The organism is Sphingobium sp. IP1 (assembly GCF_002708645.1).
Taxonomy (GTDB): Bacteria; Pseudomonadota; Alphaproteobacteria; order Sphingomonadales; family Sphingomonadaceae; genus Sphingobium; species Sphingobium yanoikuyae.
Genome location: NZ_NOIW01000014.1, coordinates 69,880 through 88,597, shown reverse-complemented (window position 1 = coordinate 88,597; position 18,718 = coordinate 69,880). Strand labels below are relative to the sequence as shown.

Here is an 18,718-nt window from a genome sequence, read left to right as displayed (position 1 = left end):
TGGGCCTGCGGCCGATCGCGGCGCCGGCGCTGCTCGGTTCGCTGGGCTTTCGTCCCGGCGCCTTCGCGCCCAAGGCGTCGAAGATGAACCCGGCTTCGGGCCTCAAGCGCATGTTCGGCGCGCAGGGGCTGATCGAACTGGTCAAGTCGATTGCCAAGGTGGGGCTGCTGGGCGCGGTTGGCTTCTGGATGATCTGGGACCGGCTGACTGCGATCATCGGCCTGGGCAAGGCGGGGGTCGGCAATGCGATCAGCGACCTTGGCAACATGTTCATCCTGGTCTGCCTGGTGATGGCGGGCGGGCTGTTCGTGATCGCCGGCATCGACGTGCCGATGCAGATTTTCCAGCGCGGCAAGCGGCTGGGCATGAGCAAGCAGGACATCAAGGACGAGCATAAGGAAAGCGAAGGCTCGCCCGAACTCAAGGGGCAGATCCGCCGGCGCCAGTTCGAGGTGCTGAACGGATCGACCCGCCAGGCGGTGGCAGAGGCCAGCGTCATCATCACCAACCCGACCCATTTCGCGGTGGCGCTGCGCTATCGTCCGGGCGTGGATGCCGCGCCGGTCGTGGTCGCGCGCGGCTGTGATGCGATCGCGGCCTCGATCCGCGAACTGGCCGAGGATCATGGCGTGTCGGTGCTGCAATATCCCGAACTGGCGCGCGCCATCTACTTCACCTCGCGCGCTGGCGAGATCGTCAATGAAGGCCTCTACATGGCGGTGGCGACGGTGCTGGCCTTCGTCTTCCGGGTCGAGAACAAGATGGCGACGGAAATGGACCGTCCGTTCATCACCGTGCCCGAAGATCTGCGTTTCGATCCGGATGGAAAGAAATTGTAGAGAATTTGCTGATACTTGGCAGTTGATCGAAGAATTAGGGCGATGGTGAATTAAAGTTTAGCCACGCTTGTCCGTATTCTGTTTACGGGGACGCATTAGGATGGTGCGTCATGAACGAGTATCTTTCGCGTAGCGAGATTTCGCCAGTGGATCGGAGCGTCGTTCGCGCGCCGGTGCCGGCTGCGGCCGTTCAGCCGGTTTCAGCGACGGAATCGGCAACCGAGCAGGGCAATATGTCTGCCAGCGATGCGCGCAGGCAGGAGAGTTTTGCGGTCGATGTCGTTGCGGTCGACGAGGATGCCGCCGGCGCAGCCGAATATGCGCGCATCCATGCCCGGATCGCGGACATCCTGGCCGATATGCGCGCCGGGCAGGGGGATGTGTCGGTCGATGGCGCATCGGCCGCCGTCCAGGCGATGATGCCGCAGCCCTTCATCTACATTCCACTGCCGCCCGCCACCCGCGAGGCGGTGGAGCAGGCCGCCGATCTGGCCAAGCGGATCGCCCAGCAGGCCAGCTATGCCTATGCGGCCCAGGCGCATGTCGCGCGCGGAACCGTCGACCAGATCCTGTCCGCATCGGCGATCTGATCGCGGCCATGCCCGCTTTTTTGCGGGCTTTGCCATCAGCTTGAAAATCATTCCTAAACATCTTCGCGCTACGGCCGTTCTCTCATTTGAAAGGACGGCCCATGGCAACGACGACGACATCGGTAGGGAGCAGCATCCTGTCGGCGCTGGGTGCCAATTCGGGCATCGACACGAGCGCGCTCGTCACCAGCCTGGTCAGCGCCACCCGCGACCCGCGCCAGTCCGCGATCACCACCCAGCAGACGACCAACAATGCCCGCATCTCGGCGCTGGCGTCGGCCATCAGCTCGCTCGACACCTTCGCCGATGCGCTCACCAGCGTCCTGTCGGGTGCCGAATATACCGGCACGCCCAATTCGACCAACACCAACATCGCGTCGGTCAGTCTGCTGAGTGGCGGCACGCCGACCGGCATGCCGGCACAGCTGGTGGTGAAGTCGCTGGCGACCGCCCGCATCTTCGCCTCGACCTCGACCAGCGGCGCCACCAGCAGCACGGCGGTCGGTACCGGATCGCTCACCATCACGACGGCGGGTGGCAAGACCGCGACGATCACCGTCGATTCGAGCAATAACAGTTTTTCCGGCCTGGCTTCGGCGATCAACGCGGCCGACATCGGCGTGACCGCGAGCGTCGTCACTGATGCGCAGGGCACGCGGCTGGTGTTCAAGGGCGAAACCGGCGCGGCCAATGATTTCACCATCACCAGCTCGGCCAGCAGTTCGACCAGCGTCCTTGCCGGCCTCAACAGCAGCGCGATGACCTCGACGTCGGACCCGGCCAATGCGAAGATCACGCTCGACGGCACCGATTATGAATATGCCAGCAACACCATCGACGATGCGATCCCCTATCTGCGGATCGAACTGGCCGCGGCGGACGTCAACAGCACGGTCAACCTGACCATGACCCAGCCGACCGCGACGATGAAGGATCTGCTGCAGGAATTTGTCGACGCCTATAATACGCTGATGAAGGCGCTGAACACGTCGACCTCGACCGGGACGGATTCATCGACCGCGGGCGTCCTCAACGGTGTGTCGGCGGTGCGCGACATGAAGTCGCAGCTGTCGAAGATCACATCGACCCAGCTGGCTTCGACCGGCAGCTACAAGACGCTGGCCGATATCGGCATCGCGACCAACCGCGACGGCACGCTGACGCTCAACACCGACACGCTGGACAAGGCGCTGGCCGCCGATCCGGCGGGCATCACCAAGATGCTCAATCCCGCCAAGTCGACCGCCGACAATCTGGGCCTGTCGGGCCTGATGGACAGCGTGCGCGACAATATCGAGCTGGACAACGGCCCGATCAAGGCGGCGCAGGACCGTTATGAGAAGCTGGCCGACAGCCTGACCGAACAGCTCGAAAAGCTGGACGAGGACATGGCCGACTATGAGACGCGCCTGACTTCCATCTATTCGGCAATGCAGACCAAGCTGTCTGCGCTCAATGCAACCCAAAGCTATCTCCAGCAGCAGATCGATGCCTGGAACAAGAGCGACAGTTAATCGGGGACTTTGAAACATGTTCTATAATCACAGCTTTGCGGGTACGGCAGCGGCACGACGCTATGCGGCGGTGCATTCGGGCAGCCGGATCGAGGGCGCCACGCCCCACGCGCTGGTCAAGATCCTGTTCGACGAACTGCTGATCGCGCTCGATGCCACGGCGCTGGCCGAACGCAATGGCGACCGGCTGAAGGTGTCCGACAAGCAGGCGCGTGCCATGTCGATCCTGTTCGCGCTGGAAGCCAGCCTCGACTTCGACAAGGGCGGCGACATCGCCACCGGCCTGGCGCGCATCTATCGCGAGGCCCGCCGGCTGCTGCTGGTCAGCGCCAAGGAGCATGATGCTGCGCGGGTCGAGCAGGCGCGCGCCATGGTCGGCGAGATTGCCGATGCCTGGAGCCAGATCGGCCAGCCCTGATCGCTCACGGCGCGATCAGTCCATAGGCTGCCGACTGGCCCGGTTGCGGGGTTGCACCCCCTTCCGGTGGACTGTATAGGCGGCACTCGCACAAGGGCGGCCCGGCGGGGGCCGCCTTTTTGCGTTATATCCAATGCGCACGGACGCGCAGCATCAACCCAGAAAGGGAAGGCACATGTCGATTACGCCGCTCATGCCCGTTTACCCCCGGTGCGATGTGCGTCCGGTCCGAGGCGAGGGCTGCTACCTGATCGGGGAGCGCGGCGAGCGCTATCTCGACTTTGCCAGCGGCATCGCCGTCAATCTGCTGGGCCATGGCCACCCCAAGCTGGTGAAGACCATTGCCGATCAGGCTGCGACGCTGATGCATATCTCCAACCTCTACGGTTCGCCGCTGGGGGAGGAGTTTGCGCAGAAGCTGGTCGATAACAGTTTCGCGGACACCGTCTTCTTCACCAATTCGGGTGCCGAGGCGGTCGAGTGCGCGATCAAGGCCGCGCGCCGCTATCATTATGCCAATGGGCAAGCGCACCGGCACAAGATCATCAGCTTCGACAACGCCTTCCACGGCCGCACGCTGGGCACCATTTCGGCGACCAGCCAGCCCAAGATGCGCGATGGTTTCGAGCCGCTGCTGCCCGGTTTCCAGGTCGTGCCCTTCAACGATCTCGACGCGGCACTGGCGGCGATCGACGACAATACCGCCGGCTTCCTGCTGGAACCGGTGCAGGGCGAAGGCGGCGTGACCCCGGCAACCCAGGCATTCCTGGCCGGCCTGCGCAAGGCGTGCGACGAGCATGGCCTGCTGCTGATCCTGGACGAAGTGCAGTGCGGCTATGCCCGCACCGGCACCTTCTTCGCCCATGAGCAATATGGCGTGAAGCCGGACATCATGGCGGTGGCCAAGGGCATCGGCGCGGGCTTCCCGCTCGGCGCCTGTCTCGCCACCGAGGAAGCGGCCAAGGGCATGGTGTTCGGCACCCATGGGTCCACCTATGGCGGCAACCCGCTCGCCATGGCGGTGGGCATTGCGGTGCTGGAAGAGGTGCTGGCAGACGGCTTCCTGGAGCAGGTGACGGCGATGGGCGCACGTCTGCGTTCCGCGCTGGAGCAGATGATCCCGAACCATGACGACATGTTCGAGGATGTGCGCGGCATGGGGCTGATGCTGGGCGTCAAGATGAAGGACGCCTATGACGCGCGCGCCTTTGTCGGCCATCTGCGCGACCATCATGGTTTCCTGTCGGTATCGGCGGGCCAGAATGTGCTGCGCATCCTGCCGCCGCTCGTCATCGACGAAAGCCATATCGCCGAGTGCATCGAGAAGATTTCCGCCGGTGCGCGGAGCTTCGCGGACGCCAAGGCGGCCTGACCATATATTGCCCCGTTCGTGCTGAGTAGGGGCTGAGCGAAGTCGAAGCCCCGTATCGAAGCATCCTTCGATACGCCATTTCGACTTCGCTCAATGGCTACTCAGGACGAACGGTGGTTGGAAGCGGGGAAAACTTCCGATGACCAAGAATTTCCTGAATCTCACCGATGCGGGTGGCGACGCGATCGCCGCGATGATCGCCGACGCCATCGACCGCAAGGCAGCGCGCGCGGGCAAGCCCAAGGGTTGGGTCGACGCCGATGCGCCGCTGGCCGGCCACACGCTGGCGATGATCTTTGAAAAGAACAGCACGCGCACCCGCGTCAGCTTCGACATGGCGATCCGCCAGTTGGGCGGCAATTCGCTGATCCTGGACGGCGCGACCAGCCAGTTGGGACGCGGCGAGACCGTCGCCGACACCGCACGCGTGCTCAGCCGCATGGCCGACGCGATCATGATCCGCACCGACGATCATGCCAAGATCGAGGAAATGGCCGAATATGCCAGCGTCCCGGTCATCAACGGCCTGACCGACTTGTCGCATCCCTGCCAGATCGTCGCCGACCTGCTGACCGTGGTCGAGCATGGGCTGGCGCTGCCGGGCAGCCAATGGGCGTGGCTGGGCGACGGCAATAATGTTCTCCACTCGATCGTCGAGGCCGCCGGCCTGATGAAGTTCGACGTGCGCATGGGCATCCCTGAGGGCTATGATCCTGATCCGTCCTTTGCCGCCGCAGCGCAGGCAGCTGGTTCGACCATCACCCTGACCCGCGATGCGGCGCAGGCTGTGGCCGGCGCCGACGTTGTCGTCACCGACACCTGGATCTCCATGGGCCAGGCCCATGCCGAGGCGAAGCTGGCGGCGATGATGCCCTATCAGGTGACGCCGGAACTGATGGCGGGCGCCAAGGCGGACGCCAAATTCCTCCACTGCCTGCCCGCCCATCGCGGCGAGGAAGTGGTCGAGGCGGTGATCGGCGGTCCGCAGTCGCTGATCTGGGACGAGGCGGAGAACCGCATCCATGCCCAGAAGTCGGTTCTGCTCTGGGCGCTTGGAAAGCTGTAAGCTCACCCTATATTCGGGCGAAATTTTCCGTTCGCCCTGAAAGATGACGGGGCCTGTCCTGCGCTGGGAAGCGGAGGACGGGCCCTCGCGGCTTTCGGGGCGGGTGGATCGGAAGGAAATATCGTGACCAGTAGCAATGTCGATCAGGCCCTTGGCTTCACCATCCCCTCGCGCCATGTGCGCGGCCGTTTCGTTCGGCTGGGGCCGGTGCTGGACCAGGTGCTGTCTGCCCATGCCTATCCCCCGGCGATCGAGCGGGTGCTGGCGTCCTCGCTGGTGCTGGGCGCGCTGCTCGGTAGCCTGCTCAAGGATGCCGGCGGCCAGCTGACCCTGCAGGCGCAGACCGAAAATGGCGTCGTCAGCCTGCTGGTGGCCGATTACAAGGGCGGCGAACTGCGCGGCTATGCCAAGTTCGATGCCGAACGGCTGGCGGAAATCGGCAGCGATCCGACCCTGTTCGGCCTGTTCGGCAAGGGCTATCTGGCGATCACCTTCGACCAGGCGGCAACCGGCGAGCGCTATCAGGGCATCGTGCCGCTGGACGGATCGTCGCTGGCAGAGGCGGCGGAGCATTATTTCTTCCAGTCCGAACAGATCCCCAGCATCGTCCAGATCGCGACCCGGCATGAGCCGGGCGAAGGCTGCGTTGCGGCAGGCCTGCTGCTGCAGCATCTGCCCGAGGGCGAAGTGGGGCGCGAGCGCCTGCATGTGCGCCATGACCATCCCGAATGGGAGCATGTGCATGCGCTGGCCGGCACGCTGCGCGACGAGGAACTGACCGATCTCGACCTGCCGCTGACCGACATCGCCTGGCGCCTGTTCCATGAAGAAGAGGAAGTGCGCGTCACTGAGGCGACGGCGCTCGCCAAGGGCTGTCGCTGTGACCTTGCCCATATTCGCGATGTGATCGGCCGCTTCCCGGCGGACGAACGGGTGGCGATGGCGGACGAGAAGGGCATTATCGGCGTCGATTGCGCCTTCTGCTCGCGGCTGTTCCCGCTGGCGCTGGACAGTTTCGTGACCCATTGAAAGCCGGCGCGGGGCAATTGCGGCACGGCCGTTCGCCCCGCGCTATCAAATTGCCGCAATTGCGCGGCACAACAGGATGAAGCATGGCGCCGCTCCCCGGCGCCGATGACAAGGTCTGGACGCAAGATGGCAAGGCTGGGGCTGCAGGCGCTGGGCGCCGCGGCGGCAATGATGATGGCAAGCTGGGCCGGGGCGGCGAACGCGCCGCAACTGGCTGCGCTCGCCAAGCTGGAAACGGGCGAATGGGAATTGCGCCTGCGCGACGATCCCACCGCGCCGCCCCGCCGCCTGTGCGTGACGATGCCGCATCAGTTGCTGGAGCCGGCCAATGCCGGCCCCGGCTGCAAGCCGTTCGTGGTCAGCGATGCGCCTGCTGCCGCCACCGTGACCTTCGATTGCGGGGCAGCCGGCAATGCGCGCACCGACCTGCGCGTCGAAACGCCGCGCCTCATCCAGATACGATCGCAGGGGATCAGCGACGGCGCGCCCTTTTCCAACATGGTCGAAGGGCGCCATGTCGGGGCATGCCGCTGACCGGCGGCCCCCTTGCACTGCAACATAACGAGGACTAGCGCAGCATCATGGTCGCACAGAATGGAAAATTCGCCGTCGTCCTGCTTTCGGGCGGGCTGGATTCAATGGTCGCGGGTGGGCTTGCGCGCGAAGCGGGCTATCGCGTCCTGGCGCTGACGATCGATTATAATCAGCGCCATCGCGTCGAACTGCGCGCCGCGGCCAAGGTCGCGACGGCGCTCAACGCCATGTCGCACATCGTGCTGCCGCTTGACCTCACGGCCTTTGGCGGGTCGGCGCTGACCGCCGATATCGAAGTGCCCAAGGGTGGCGTGGGCGACGAAATCCCCGTCACCTATGTGCCGGCGCGCAACACCATCTTCCTGTCGCTGACGCTGGGCCTGGCCGAAGTCGCGTCGGCCAGCGACATCTATATCGGCGTCAATGCGCTCGATTATTCGGGCTATCCCGACTGCCGCCCCGAATTTATCGACGCGTTCCAGAAAATGGCGACGCTGGCGACCAAGGCGGGGGTCGAGGGCCATCCGATCCGCATCAATACGCCGCTGCAGTTCATGACCAAGGCGGACATCGTGCGCGAGGCGCATCGCCTGGGCCTAGATGCCGGGCTCAGCTGGTCCTGCTATGATCCTACGCCCGACAACAAGCATTGCGGCCTATGCGACAGTTGCCGCCTGCGCTCGAAGGGCTTCGAGGAAGCAGGGCTGCCCGATCCCACCGTCTATGCGACGCGTCCCGGAAAGGCCTGACACATGACCTATGCGGTCAAGGAAATGTTCCTGACCCTGCAGGGCGAAGGCGTGCAGGCTGGGCGGCGTGCGGTATTTCTGCGCTTTGCCGGCTGCAACCTGTGGAGCGGGCGCGAGCAGGACCGGCGCGATGCCGTCTGCCGCTTCTGCGACACCGATTTCGTGGGCACCGACGGTGATGGCGGCGGCAAGTTCGCGACCGCCGACGCGCTGGCCGATGCGGCATTCGCCTTCTGGGGCGAGGGGGAAGGCCCCTATATCGTCCTGACCGGTGGCGAGCCGATGTTGCAGGTGGACGACGCGCTGATCGATGCGCTCCACGGCCGTGGCTTCACCATCGCGATCGAAAGCAACGGCACCTTGCCGGCGCATCCGGGCATCGATTGGGTCTGCATCAGCCCCAAGGCGGGCAGCGACGTGGTCCAGGTGAAGGGCAATGAGCTGAAGCTGGTCTGGCCGCAGCCCGATGGCGGCCACAGCCTGGCCGATGTCGAGGCGATGGAGGGCTGGGGCTTCGACCATCTGCTGGTCCAGCCGCTCGATGATGCCCATGCCGTGGACAATGCCCGCGCGGCCATCGATCTGGTGATGGCCCGGCCGCGCTGGCGGTTGACGGTGCAGGCCCATAAATATCTGGGCCTGCGTTAAGTCTCCGTCAGATCAGGGCTGGACGCCCGCCTTCTGGTTCCACTGCTGGTGGCATTCGGGCAGCAGCACGCCCTTCTTCCAGCATTTGGCGTCGAGCGAAGGCAAAGCGAGCTGATAGTTCCAGCCCGGATCGCCATAATATTGCTCGCCGGCATGGACGAGCGACTTCTTGATCGAAGCCAGGCCCTGGCGGGCGACGACGTTGAGCTGGCCGCGATCGGCGAAGATCGCCTGGCGACCGACCGCCGCTGCCGCCTGGCAGAATCCGCGCTGCGCCTGGACCGTCGAATAGCCCGAATAGATGCGGGTATTATACATGTCGGACGCCGACTGGCCGGGCTTGCCCTTGCCCTTGGTGCGCTGGAAATAGCTGAGCAGCGTCGCCTGCGCTGCGTCAAGTTCGGCGTCATGATGGGCGATCATGGCGTTGTAGTTGCTGACCGACAGCAGGGTCGGTTCGAACTGGCACTGCAGCGCGGCGACATTGATCGCGGCGCGCAGGTTCCAGGTGAGGCCGGCCTTGATCTCGTCCGCGGTGGCGCCGGGCAGGCCCAGCGCGGTGGCGGCGGCTTCGTCGGTCAGGGCAGGGGCCGACATGTCGGGCGGCGACCAGAAAAATTGCGCGGCGGCCGGCTGCGCGGCGGCGAGCGACGCGGCGGCGATCGTCAGGGCAGCAAAGGCCTGGCGCGAGCGAAAACGGAACGTCATTGAATAAACCCTCTCAGCCGGGGTCTTGACGGCGCGAACGCCCAATTCCCCCATAACGGCATCGACTATAGCGCGGCTGTATCGGAAGTGAACGGCAAAAGCCTCACTGATCCGACACGACTTCCTCATCATTGGCGGGGGCGGCTGCATTGTCCGCCTTGGCCGGGGCAGCGGTCTTTGGTTCGGTGCGATTTTCCGGCAGGGCCAGGCTGGTGCCCTCGCTCTGGACGCCGTCCAGATCGGTCATGGCGTCGGTGGCGGTGCCATCGACCACTTCCATATCCTTCATCTGCACCGTGTTGCCGCTCTTTTCGCCGCCACCGCCGCAGCCTGCCAGCGGCATGCAGCCGATCAACAGGGCGGCAGTCATCATCCTTGCGTCAAGGCGCATCCGGGTCTCCATAACATGGCTCAACATGCCCGGCGGCCCCCCACCTGGCGAAGTGGCGGACCCTAGCGGGCGGTCCCGCATTGCTCAAGTCCCGTGCCGTCGCCCGATCCGCAGCGCCGCAGCCGGCCGAGAAAGGCGGGGAAATGCGCCTTGAGCGCGGCATCAAGGGCTTCCATCGAGGCATTGCCGCCCATTGCGGCGATGCTGGTCACCGGAAACTCGCTGATCCCGCACGGCACGATGCCGCCAAAATGGGACAGGTCGGGATCGACGTTGATCGAAAAGCCGTGCAGCGTCACCCAGCGACGGACGCGAATGCCCAGCGCACCGATCTTCGCCTCGCGCCCCTGCGTGTCGTCGGTCCAGATGCCGATGCGCCCTTCGGCGCGGCGGGCGGCAACGCCCAGATCGGCGAGCGCGTCGATCATCCAGCCTTCGAGATGATGGACGAAATTGCGCACATCCTTGCCGCGCTCGCGCAGGTCGATGTTGAGATAGCCGATGCGCTGGCCCGGCCCATGATAGGTGTAGCGGCCACCGCGCCCGGCATCATGGACAGGAAAGCGCGGATCGATCAGTTCGGCCGGATCGGCGCTGGTGCCCGCGGTATAGAGCGGCGGATGCTCCAGCAGCCAGACGCGCTCGCGCGCCTCGCCCTCATAAATGGCGGCGGCACGTGCCTCCATATCGGCAAGGGCGATGGGATAGTCGACGGGGGCGGCATCGCTGCGCCACTCGACGTCAGGAAAGGGCAGGGGATCGGTCATGGCGCTTCCTTGACTTGAGCGGGGCGAGCGATCAAGTCTCGGGCCGCATTTCGCAGGACAGGGGTAGGCATTAGATATGGCGGCAGTCTCGATCGGCAAGGCGTGGGAGGAGGCAGTTGCCTTCGTCGCCCGCGAAGCGTCGCTGCTCTTTCCCGTCGCGCTGCTGTTCCTGGCCCTGCCGGGGCTGATCCTGCAGGAAATGACGCCGCCGCAACTGGCCGAATGGATGGCCAATCCCCAGCGCACCGGCCTGCCTGACATACCGCCCGGCTTTGCGCTGGCGATGCTGCTGGGTGTCGTCATCATCTGGTTCGGATCGCTGACGCTGTTTGCGCTGGCGCTGCGGCCGGGCATCAGCGTGGGGGAGGCGTTGCGCCTGGGCTTCGCGCGGTTGCCGGTGCTGCTGGGCACCGCCTTGCTCGCCATGTTCCTGATTGGCGGGCTGATGCTGGCCGCGATTCTGGTCGCCGTCCTGGCCAGCCTGGTCTCGGAGTCCGTGGGCACCAGCATCGGCGCCATCCTCGGCGCCTTTGTCGGCGGCGCCACCATCTTTGCCAGCGTCCGGCTGATGCTGCTCAATCCGGCGGTGATCGACGGCAATCAGGGGGTGGTGCCCTCGCTGCGCCATGCCTGGGCGCTGACGCGCGGCTGTTTCTGGCGGCTGCTGGGCTTCATCATCCTGATCACCCTGCTGTCGGGCATTGCCAGCATGGCGGCGCAGACGATCTTCGGTGCGCTCGCCGGCCTTGCCGCCGGGCCGGAGGCCGCCCGGCTGGTGGGCGGCGTCGCCTCGGCGGCGGTCTCGACCGTGATCCAGGTCTATATGCTGGTGATGCTGGCCCGCATCTATCGTCAGGCTTCGGCGGGCTGAGCGAACATCGGGATCTGCGGCGCCGCTTCGGGCGGCAGCAGGCCCAGCAGGCGCGGATCGGCAAAGGTTTCGATCTCCCGGCCATAGGGGGTAAAGCCCGACTTGATGTAGAAGCCGAGCGCCGCCGGACTGTCGAGCGTGCAGGTATGGACCCAGAAGCGCTCCACTCCCTTGCGCCAGGCGAGCGACTTGGCCTGCGCCATCAGCCATTTGCCCAGTCCCTTGCCGTTGAGTGAGGGTACCAGCCCGAAAAAGGCCAGCTCGCATTGCGACGGGCTGCGGAAATCCAGCTCCAGCAGGCCGACCTCGACCCCGCGCGGATCGGTGACGGCATAGACCTCGACCAGGGGATCATGCAGGATAGCCGCGAGCTGATCGTCCGGCATCACCAGCCGCGAGAACCACAGCCACGGTTCGCCCACGCGGCGGAACAGGGCGCGATAGGCGCCAAGGTCCGGCGTCTTCCACGGCACCAGCCGCAGCGGCGCGGGCGGGATCGGCGCGGGTTTCGGCCGTTCGCGCATTTCCAGATGGGTGGCGATGGTCGCGATCTCGCGCGGATCGACCGGGGTCAGTGCCACGCGATCAGCTCCAGCTCGCCATCGGCGGCAGGCTCATCAGGATCGCGTCGATATTGCCGCCGGTCTTGAGCCCGAACAGGGTGCCGCGGTCATGGACCAGGTTGAATTCGGCATAGCGGCCGCGCCATTCCAGCATGGTGCGATAGTCTTCCTCGCTCCACGCCTCGTTCATCCGCCGCCGCACGATCGGCGGGAAGGCGGCCAGGAACGCGTCGCCGACAGCGCGGGTGAAGGCGAAATTGGCGTCGAACGCGGCATCGTCGGCGCATTCGAGATGATCGTAGAAGATGCCGCCGACGCCGCGATGCACGCCGCGATGGGGGATGAAGAAATAGTCGTCGGCCCAGGCCTTGAAGCGCGGATAATAGGCCGGATCATGGGCGTCGCAGGCGGCCTGCAACACCGCGTGGAAATCCGCCGTATCCTCGTCGCGCGGCAGCGGCGGATTGAGGTCGGCGCCGCCGCCGAACCAGTTCTTGGTCGTGTTGAGGAAGCGGGTGTTCATGTGGACGGCCGGCACATGCGGGTTCGCCATATGCGCGACCAGGCTGATGCCGGTGGCGAAGAACGCCGGATTGTCGGCCGCGCCATGGATGGTCTGGGCAAAGCCGGGGGCAAGATCGCCGGTCACGGTGGAGATGTTGACGCCCACCTTTTCGAAGACCTTGCCTTTCATCACCCCGCGCACGCCGCCACCCCCTTCGCCCGGCGCTACGCCTTCGGCCTCGCGATCCCAGGGGGTATAGGCGAAGCTGGCGTCGCTGCCGGCTTCGCGCTCGATCGCCTCGAACTCCCCGCAGATATGGTCGCGCAGCGATTCGAACCAGGCACGGGCCGCCTGCTGCTGCGGGTTCAGGGGAAAGCGGATGTCAGGCGTCATGCAGGGAAGCTCCCGGTCTGGCGAAGGGCCTCGGCAACGGCGATGCCGGTGGAAACGGCGATGTTGAGCGAGCGGAAGCCCGGTGCCATCGGAATGCGCACGCGAATATCAGCCAGATCGCGGACATGATCGGGCACGCCCGCGCTTTCCGATCCCATCAGCAAGACATCGTCACTGCGAAATGTCACATCGGGCAGTCGTTCCGACGCGTGGCTGCTCATCAGCAGCAGGCGGCGGCCGGCGGCCCGTCTTTCCGCGTCGAACGCCTCGAAATTGGCGTGGCGCACGACTTCGGCCGCTGCGCCATAATCCATTGCCGCGCGCTTCAGCCGGGCATCGGAAAAGGCGAATCCGGTCGGCATGATGATGTCGACGGGCACGGCAAAACAGGCGGCGAGGCGCAGGATGGCGCCGACATTGCCGGCGATTTCGGGCTGGTAGAGAGCGATACGCATGGCTGTCGCATAATGCAGCGCGGCGATTTGTCATAGTCTGGATGACTTTGCGGTTGGCAAAGCCCTGACAGTCCGGTTATCAGACCTTTGACCCACGCCGGGGGGAGGCGGGGTATACCCTAACTCCCTTGATAATCAGGATCACTCAAGGCATTCCGGCGTGAATAGGGAAGTCTTGCAAGGGTAGAGGTGCATGGCGAACTCAGAACAAGTTGACGGGCAGGGTCTATCCGGCGAAGACGGAGTGCGTCGCCGCGATTTCATCAATATCGCTGCGGTGAGCTTCGCAGGGGTGGGCGCCGTTGGCGTCATTCTCCCGCTCATCGATCAGATGAACCCCAGCGCCGACGTATTGGCGCTCGCATCGACCGAGGTCGATCTTTCCGCGATCCAGCCGGGCCAGGCGATCAAGACGACCTTCCGGTCGCAGCCGCTGTTCGTTCGCCAGCTCACCGACAAGGAAATTGCCGAGGCCGACAAGGTCGACCCGTCCACGCTGCGTGACCCGCAGACGCTGGCGGAGCGAACGGTCGACGGCAAGAAGCAGTGGCTGATCACCATGGGCGTCTGCACCCATCTGGGTTGCGTGCCGCTGGGCGCGGGCGAGGGCGAAAATCGCGGCGAATTCGGCGGTTATTTCTGCCCCTGCCACGGTTCGTCCTATGACACGGCCGCCCGCATCCGTAAGGGGCCTGCCCCCAAGAATCTGGAAGTGCCGAAGTATAGCTTCACTTCCGACACTGCCATTCTTGTGGGTTGAGGGGGACCGTCATGAGCTTTCCATGGGCTGAACATTATACCCCCAAGCATCCGCTGATGCAGTGGGTCGACGAGAAGCTGCCGCTGCCGCGTCTCGTCTACAATGCCGTCGGCGCCGGCTATCCGGTGCCGCGCAACCTCAATTATTTCTGGAATTTCGGTGTCCTCGCCGGCCTGGCGCTGGTGATCCAGATCGTCACCGGCGTGGTCATGGCGATGCATTATGGCGCCAACACGCTGGTCGCCTTCGGCACCGTCGAACAGACGATGCGCGACGTGAATGCGGGCTGGCTGATGCGCTATGCGCATGCCAACGGCGCCAGCTTCTTCTTCATCGTCGTCTATCTGCATATTTTCCGCGGTCTCTATTTCGGTAGCTACAAGGCGCCGCGCGAGATGGTCTGGCTGCTCGGCCTCGTCATCTTCCTGCTGATGATGGCCACCGCCTTCATGGGCTATGTCCTGCCCTGGGGGCAGATGAGCTATTGGGGCGCGAAGGTCATTACCGGCCTGTTCGGCGCGATCCCGGTGGTGGGCGAGCCGATCCAGACCTGGCTGCTGGGCGGTTTTGCGCCCGGCAATGCCTCGCTGAACCGCTTCTTCTCGCTCCACTTCCTGCTGCCCTTCGTGATCGCAGCGGTGGTGATCCTGCATATCTGGGCGCTGCATATTCCCGGTTCCTCCAACCCGACCGGTGTCGAGGTTAAGGGGCCCCAGGATACCGTGCCCTTCCATCCCTATTACACCGCGAAGGACGGTTTCGGGGCGGGCGTCTTCCTGATCCTGTTCGCGATCCTGCTGTTCTTTGCGCCCAATTATCTGGGCCACCCGGACAATTATATCGAGGCGAACCCGCTTTCGACCCCGGCGCATATCGTGCCCGAATGGTATTTCTGGCCTTTCTACGCGATCCTGCGCGCCTTCACCGTCGACTTCTTCTTCGTGCCGGCCAAGCTGCTGGGCGTGCTGGCGATGTTCGCATCGATCCTGCTGCTCTTCTTCCTGCCCTGGCTCGACACCTCGCCGGTGCGCTCGGGCAGCTATCGCCCGACCTTCAAGACGTTCTTCTGGATCCTGGTGCTCGACGTGCTGATCCTGGGCTATTGCGGCGGTGCGCCGGCGGAAGAGCCCTATGTGATGATCAGCCAGGTCGCCGCGGCCTATTATTTCGCGCATTTCCTGATCATCCTGCCGATGATCGCGCGCTTCGAAAAGCCGCTGCCGCTGCCCAATTCGATCACCGAGGCGGTGCTGGCCAAATATGCCAAGGCTGACGGCGAATCCGCCGCAGTCCCGGCCGAATAAGGGGGAAGACAAGCATGGTACGCATCGGCGCATTCCTTGTCGGCCTCTTCTTCGCCGGCTGGCTGCTCATCTCCTTCCTCGTGGGTGCCTATTCCTACGTGGTGGAGCCTCCGGCCAAGACGGTGGAGCATGAGTTCCACCTGGCCCCCAAGCATGTCTCCTTCTCGTTCGACGGGCCGCTGGGCCGTTATGACAATCAGCAGCTCCAGCGCGGCTTCCAGGTGTTCAAGGAGGTCTGCTCGGCCTGCCATAGCCTGAAGTTCGTCGCCTTCCGCGATCTGGCCGGCATTGGCTATAACGAGGCGGAGATCAAGGCGATCGCCAAGAACTGGGCGATCAAGACCCCCAGCGTCGATCCGGCGACGGGTGAGGCCTCGACCCGCGACGGCATTCCCGCCGATTATTTCCCGTCCCCCTTCGCGAACAATGTCGCGGCGGCAGCGGCGAACAATAATGCGATCCCGCCGGATCTGTCGCTGATGACCAAGGCGCGCCATCATGGCTCGGCCTATGTCTATTCGCTGCTGACGGGCTTCCAGGAACAGCCGGCTGAACTGCTCAAGCATTTCCCGGATGCCAAGACGCCGGAAGGGCTGCACTTCAACCCCTATTTCGCCAACCTGAACCTTGCCATGGCGCCGCCGCTGTCGGCCGATGGCCAGGTGACCTATGGCGACGGCACCAAGCCGACCATCGACCAGATGTCGCAGGACGTGGCCGCTTTCCTTACCTGGACGGCCGAGCCGAAGCTGGAAAATCGCCGCCGCGCGGGCGTGGCGACCATCCTCTTCCTGCTGATCGCCACGGGCCTTGCCTATATGGCCTATCAGAATATCTGGGCGGACAAGAAGAAGGCGGCCTGACCGCACTTCTGCCCGACGGCATGAAAGAAAGGGCGCGCTTCCTTGTCGGGAGCGCGCCCTTTCCTTATGGGGCTTCAACCATGAGCATCGACAGTCTGACCGCGCTGGTCCGCACCATCCCCGACTTCCCCAAGCCGGGCATCCAGTTCCGCGACATCACGACCCTGCTGGCCGACGGGCCGGGTCTGGCCGAACTGATCGACCAGATGGCGAAGGTGGCAGGACCGCTCGACCCCGACCTGATCGTCGGCGTGGAGGCGCGGGGCTTCATCCTGGGCGCGGCGCTGGCGCTGAAGCTGGGCAAGGGCTTCGTTCCCGTCCGCAAGAAGGGCAAGCTGCCGGGCAAGACCGTCGGCATCGACTATGTGCTGGAATATGGCACCGACCGGCTGGAACTGCATGAAGGGCAGGTGCCGCGTGGTGCGCGCGTGCTGCTGGTCGACGACCTGATCGCCACTGGCGGAACGGCGCAGGCGGCCGCGGCGCTGCTGCGCGAGCAGGGCGCACAGGTGCTGATGGCGCTGTTCGCGATCGACCTGCCGGATCTGGGCGGGCTTGCCGCGCTGGAGCAGGACGCTGTCCCGTCGCGCGCGATCCTGTTGTTCGAGGGCGACTGATCCGGTCCAGGTGCCGGTTGTCGCCGGCGCCCTTTCGCGTCATGATGCGCTGATCCGATGACGAGGAGCATATGGCCGCTACTTCCCGCTTCCTCAGCCGGTTCGGCGCCTGTGTGGCGCCGCTGCTGCTATCGGCCTGTGCGACGCCGGCCCCCTATCGCGAATTGTCCTGTGGCGCGACAGTCGCGCCTGCGCTCGCCGCCCCGGATGCGCAGCGGATCACCACCACCCTGTCGGTGCTGACCTATAATATCGAGGGGCTGGGCTGGCCGGCCCGCAGCGGGCGTGGGCCGTCACTTGACCAGATAGCGGAGCGACTGGCCGCCATGCGCGCGGCGGGGACGGCGCCCGACGTGGTGCTGTTCCAGGAAATGTTCAGCGGATCGGCGAAGCAGGCGGTGGCCGATACCGGCTATCCGGCGATCGCCGCCGGCCCGCATCGCACGACCCGCGCGCGCGGATCGACCAAGGACAAGCTGCCGGGCAAATCGCATATCAATCGGGGCGAGATTGGCATCCATTTTTCCGGCAGCGGCCTCGCCGTCGCCTCGCGCTATCCGATTCTCCTGACGCAGAAGCGGGCCTATGGCCGCAAATCCTGTGCGGGCCTGGATTGCCTGTCGAACAAGGGGATCGTGCTGGCGCGCATCGCCATTCCCGGCGTGCCGACGCCGATCGACATCTATGACACCCACATGAACTCGCGCGGGGCTTCCCGCGCGCCCGGACCGCGCAACCTCGCCGCCCATGAGCGGCAGGCGCTCGAAGCCTCGGCCTTCATCGATGCCAGCCATGATGATGCCTATCCGCTGATCTTCGGCGGCGATTTCAACATGCGCCATTCCGAACCGCGCTGGGAGAATTTTTCCCGCTATCAGGCGCTCAACCTCGTCCATCGCGTCTGCGCCGATGCCGCGTCAGGCTGCGATGTACGCATGTCCTGGGATGGCGACGAACCCTGGATAGACACGCAGGATCTGCAATTCTTCTGGCCGGGTGATCGGGTCTCGGTTCGCCCGATCCGGGTGGAGGCGATGTTCGATGGCGGGCCGAGCGGGCCGGAACTGTCCGACCATGACGGCTTCCTCGTCACCTATGAACTGTCCTGGCCGCGCGGCGCAGCGCGCCAGCCGGGCGGCTGTTAAAGCGCCTCGCCCAGGGCATCGACGGCCACCGCCAGCTTCTCGTCGATCAGCGAGAGCAGCTGCGTCCAGCCGAGCATGTCGTCAAGCTCGCCCGGCCCATCGGAAATGCCGCGCAATCCCATCAGCGGCACGCCGAAGCGCTGGCAGGCGCGGGCGATCGCAAAAGTCTCCATGTCGACCATGTCGGCATCGATCGCGGCATATTCCTCGCCGCCCACGACATTGGCACCGGTCGACAGGCGCAGGGCGCGGATTTCGAGCGGCGTGACCAGCGGAATGTCGACCGGATGATCGATCAGTGGCGTCACCCCCTTGGTAAAGCCGAGGCGCGAGGCATCCATGTCGCGCCAGGAGACGCTGGCGACCTGATAGACCTCACCCAGCATGCCCACCCGCGACCCGGCGGAGCCCAGCGACACGACCAGATCGGGCAAGGTGCCCGCCTGCGCCATCCGGTCGAGCGTCACGGCCATGGCCAGTGCCGCCTCGACCGGGCCGACGCCGGTCATCAGCGGGGTGATCCGGGCTTGCAGATGCGGGCCATATTCGGCGTCGATCGCCATCACGAACAGCACCCGCCGTCCGCCCATCATCCCACATGTCGCCGTCATCTGCTG

Annotated in this window: 23 protein-coding genes; 16 read left to right on the top strand and 7 right to left on the bottom strand. The window is 65.0% G+C overall.

The features are described 5' to 3' along the window. The 10 genes from flhB to queE form a co-directional block, all read left to right on the top strand. Positions 1 to 839: flagellar type III secretion system protein FlhB (flhB, locus tag CG471_RS07235; RefSeq protein ID WP_099231392.1), on the top strand; the 839-nt coding region annotated here is incomplete at its 5' end. 110 nt (positions 840 to 949) lie between these two features. Beyond that, positions 950 to 1,429 carry a hypothetical protein gene (locus CG471_RS07230; protein ID WP_004208177.1) on the top strand — a complete coding sequence of 160 codons (480 nt, stop codon included), beginning with the start codon at positions 950 to 952 and terminating at the stop codon, positions 1,427 to 1,429. A gap of 101 nt (positions 1,430 to 1,530) precedes the next feature. Beyond that, positions 1,531 to 2,943: a flagellar filament capping protein FliD gene (gene fliD / locus CG471_RS07225; protein ID WP_099231391.1), complete on the top strand. Its 1,413-nt coding sequence runs from the start codon at positions 1,531 to 1,533 to the stop codon at positions 2,941 to 2,943. Between the two features lie 16 nt (positions 2,944 to 2,959). Then, positions 2,960 to 3,361: a flagellar export chaperone FliS gene (gene fliS, locus CG471_RS07220; protein ID WP_099231390.1), complete on the top strand. Its 402-nt coding sequence runs from the start codon at positions 2,960 to 2,962 to the stop codon at positions 3,359 to 3,361. A 175-nt stretch (positions 3,362 to 3,536) separates the two neighbouring features. Continuing rightward, positions 3,537 to 4,733: an aspartate aminotransferase family protein gene (locus CG471_RS07215; RefSeq protein WP_099231389.1), complete on the top strand. Its 1,197-nt coding sequence runs from the start codon at positions 3,537 to 3,539 to the stop codon at positions 4,731 to 4,733. A gap of 139 nt (positions 4,734 to 4,872) precedes the next feature. Then, complete coding sequence (argF, locus tag CG471_RS07210) at positions 4,873 to 5,799, top strand: ornithine carbamoyltransferase (protein WP_099231388.1); 927 nt, start codon at positions 4,873 to 4,875, stop codon at positions 5,797 to 5,799. 123 nt (positions 5,800 to 5,922) lie between these two features. Then, positions 5,923 to 6,828 (top strand): Hsp33 family molecular chaperone HslO, encoded by a 906-nt coding sequence (locus CG471_RS07205; RefSeq protein ID WP_099231387.1) that lies wholly within the window; start codon positions 5,923 to 5,925, stop codon positions 6,826 to 6,828. 126 nt (positions 6,829 to 6,954) lie between these two features. Next, positions 6,955 to 7,362: a hypothetical protein gene (locus tag CG471_RS07200; protein ID WP_037507688.1), complete on the top strand. Its 408-nt coding sequence runs from the start codon at positions 6,955 to 6,957 to the stop codon at positions 7,360 to 7,362. A 47-nt stretch (positions 7,363 to 7,409) separates the two neighbouring features. Beyond that, a complete protein-coding gene (gene queC / locus CG471_RS07195; protein ID WP_004208170.1) occupies positions 7,410 to 8,111 on the top strand; it encodes a 7-cyano-7-deazaguanine synthase QueC in 702 nt (233 codons plus the stop codon). A 3-nt stretch (positions 8,112 to 8,114) separates the two neighbouring features. After that, positions 8,115 to 8,759, top strand: a complete 645-nt coding sequence (gene queE, locus CG471_RS07190) for a 7-carboxy-7-deazaguanine synthase (protein ID WP_004208169.1) — start codon at positions 8,115 to 8,117, stop codon at positions 8,757 to 8,759. Between the two features lie 12 nt (positions 8,760 to 8,771). Here queE and CG471_RS07185 read toward each other — a convergent pair whose 3' ends face one another. The 3 genes from CG471_RS07185 to lipB form a co-directional block, all read right to left on the bottom strand. Next, positions 8,772 to 9,467 carry a hypothetical protein gene (locus CG471_RS07185; RefSeq protein ID WP_004208168.1) on the bottom strand — a complete coding sequence of 232 codons (696 nt, stop codon included), beginning with the start codon at positions 9,465 to 9,467 and terminating at the stop codon, positions 8,772 to 8,774. A 103-nt stretch (positions 9,468 to 9,570) separates the two neighbouring features. After that, positions 9,571 to 9,858, bottom strand: a complete 288-nt coding sequence (locus tag CG471_RS07180; RefSeq protein ID WP_099231386.1) for a hypothetical protein — start codon at positions 9,856 to 9,858, stop codon at positions 9,571 to 9,573. Positions 9,859 to 9,920: 62 nt separating this feature from the next. Then, positions 9,921 to 10,625 (bottom strand): lipoyl(octanoyl) transferase LipB, encoded by a 705-nt coding sequence (gene lipB, locus CG471_RS07175; RefSeq protein WP_099231385.1) that lies wholly within the window; start codon positions 10,623 to 10,625, stop codon positions 9,921 to 9,923. 76 nt (positions 10,626 to 10,701) lie between these two features. Between lipB and CG471_RS07170 the strand changes: the two genes are divergently transcribed. Further along, on the top strand, positions 10,702 to 11,496 hold the full coding sequence (locus CG471_RS07170; RefSeq protein ID WP_004208165.1) for a hypothetical protein: 795 nt from the start codon (positions 10,702 to 10,704) through the stop codon (positions 11,494 to 11,496). Here CG471_RS07170 and CG471_RS07165 read toward each other — a convergent pair. Genes CG471_RS07165 through CG471_RS07155 form a run of 3 tightly spaced genes read right to left on the bottom strand, consistent with a single transcriptional unit; the run spans position 11,478 to position 13,412 of the window. Further along, the gene (locus CG471_RS07165) at positions 11,478 to 12,077 is read right to left on the bottom strand and encodes a GNAT family N-acetyltransferase (protein ID WP_099231384.1); all 600 of its coding nucleotides are present in this window, start codon (positions 12,075 to 12,077) and stop codon (positions 11,478 to 11,480) included. The two genes, CG471_RS07170 and CG471_RS07165, sit on opposite strands and share 19 nt — an antisense overlap. A gap of 4 nt (positions 12,078 to 12,081) precedes the next feature. After that, entirely contained in the window at positions 12,082 to 12,957 is an 876-nt protein-coding gene (gene hemF / locus CG471_RS07160; protein WP_099231383.1) for an oxygen-dependent coproporphyrinogen oxidase, read from the bottom strand. Then, a complete protein-coding gene (locus tag CG471_RS07155) occupies positions 12,954 to 13,412 on the bottom strand; it encodes a tRNA (cytidine(34)-2'-O)-methyltransferase (protein ID WP_004208162.1) in 459 nt (152 codons plus the stop codon). The genes hemF and CG471_RS07155 overlap by 4 nt, the downstream gene beginning before the upstream one ends. 193 nt (positions 13,413 to 13,605) lie before the next feature. Between CG471_RS07155 and petA the strand changes: the two genes are divergently transcribed. The 5 genes from petA to CG471_RS07130 all read left to right on the top strand — a co-directional run bounded on the left by petA (position 13,606) and on the right by CG471_RS07130 (position 18,101). Then, positions 13,606 to 14,172: a ubiquinol-cytochrome c reductase iron-sulfur subunit gene (gene petA / locus CG471_RS07150; RefSeq protein WP_004208161.1), complete on the top strand. Its 567-nt coding sequence runs from the start codon at positions 13,606 to 13,608 to the stop codon at positions 14,170 to 14,172. 11 nt (positions 14,173 to 14,183) lie between these two features. Continuing rightward, entirely contained in the window at positions 14,184 to 15,476 is a 1,293-nt protein-coding gene (locus tag CG471_RS07145) for a cytochrome b/b6 (protein WP_099231382.1), read from the top strand. Between the two features lie 14 nt (positions 15,477 to 15,490). Further along, the gene (locus CG471_RS07140) at positions 15,491 to 16,339 is read left to right on the top strand and encodes a cytochrome c1 (protein ID WP_037507701.1); all 849 of its coding nucleotides are present in this window, start codon (positions 15,491 to 15,493) and stop codon (positions 16,337 to 16,339) included. Between the two features lie 80 nt (positions 16,340 to 16,419). Beyond that, complete coding sequence (locus CG471_RS07135; RefSeq protein ID WP_099231381.1) at positions 16,420 to 16,956, top strand: adenine phosphoribosyltransferase; 537 nt, start codon at positions 16,420 to 16,422, stop codon at positions 16,954 to 16,956. 71 nt (positions 16,957 to 17,027) lie between these two features. Continuing rightward, positions 17,028 to 18,101 carry an endonuclease/exonuclease/phosphatase family protein gene (locus tag CG471_RS07130; protein ID WP_099231380.1) on the top strand — a complete coding sequence of 358 codons (1,074 nt, stop codon included), beginning with the start codon at positions 17,028 to 17,030 and terminating at the stop codon, positions 18,099 to 18,101. Here the strand turns inward: CG471_RS07130 and CG471_RS07125 are convergent. After that, positions 18,098 to 18,712 (bottom strand): 5'-methylthioadenosine/S-adenosylhomocysteine nucleosidase, encoded by a 615-nt coding sequence (locus CG471_RS07125; protein ID WP_373562048.1) that lies wholly within the window; start codon positions 18,710 to 18,712, stop codon positions 18,098 to 18,100. The two genes, CG471_RS07130 and CG471_RS07125, sit on opposite strands and share 4 nt — an antisense overlap. Positions 18,713 to 18,718 lie beyond the last annotated feature (6 nt).